Source organism: Haloferax sp. Atlit-6N, from assembly GCF_003383195.1.
Classification (GTDB): domain Archaea; phylum Halobacteriota; class Halobacteria; order Halobacteriales; family Haloferacaceae; genus Haloferax; species Haloferax gibbonsii.
The window spans coordinates 1-805 of the sequence record NZ_QEQJ01000034.1; the positions used below are offsets into that span (position 1 = coordinate 1).

The 805-nt window shown below is 67.8% G+C and carries 1 protein-coding gene; it reads right to left on the minus strand.

The window, feature by feature from the left end; genetic code table 11:
- Positions 1–104 precede the first annotated feature (104 nt).
- Positions 105–710 carry an NfeD family protein gene (locus tag DEQ92_RS20980; RefSeq protein ID WP_115821726.1) on the minus strand — a complete coding sequence of 202 codons (606 nt, stop codon included), beginning with the start codon at positions 708–710 and terminating at the stop codon, positions 105–107.
- Positions 711–805 lie beyond the last annotated feature (95 nt).

Consider the following 805-nt stretch of genomic DNA (forward strand, 5'->3'; position numbering starts at 1 on the left):
CGCGGTACGTCGGTGAGACCGGTTCGGCCGCCGTCTCCGTGTCGTCGTGTTTCAGTATCGTTACGTCTTGCTGCCGTCGCGTCCCGGCGTCGTCGCAGCCGCGGTCAGGCGCGCTCGGTCTCCATCTCGGTATCGCCCTCGCTGTCTGCTCTCTCGACGTCGTCCGACCGCGACGCCCGACCCTGATCGAGTTGGCGGTCGATCTCGTCGTAGCCTGACGAGAGCGACTCGACGGTGACGACGTTCCCGCCGCCGGGATCGACGACGACGACTTCCGTCCCGACGGGGAGTTCGCCGTCCACCGATCGCGCGGCGTAGAAGGGGTTGAAGCCGCCGTCGTCGAGTTTGACCTCGCCGTCGGTCGGGGTCACGCGTTCCGTGACGCGGCCGGTCCGGCCGCGGAGGCTCGCCGAATCGCTCGTCTGTTCGGTGCCTTTGCCGCCGTAGATGTCGGACTCGCGGTAGCCGTAGAGCGCAAGCGACCCGAAGACGAGGACGAGGACGCCGAGGACGATCGGTGAGGCCAGCGGCCCGAGGACCAGCCCGACGAGTCCGGCCGCGAGGAGGGCGATGCCGAGGACGATGAAGTGCGCGCCCGGCGCGAAGGCTTCGAGGAAGCTGACACCGAGTCCGGCGGTGACCAGCAACAGCGGCAGCGTCTCCGGCGGGATCGAGAGCTGCAGGGCGACCGAGAGCGCTGATTCGAGCATACGAGCGTTAAGTCTGGCGCACGATTAAGCGTTGTCACGAGGCATCGATGCACACGTTGGGAAACCGGGCGACGGGAGCGTGCGGCATCGGTAGA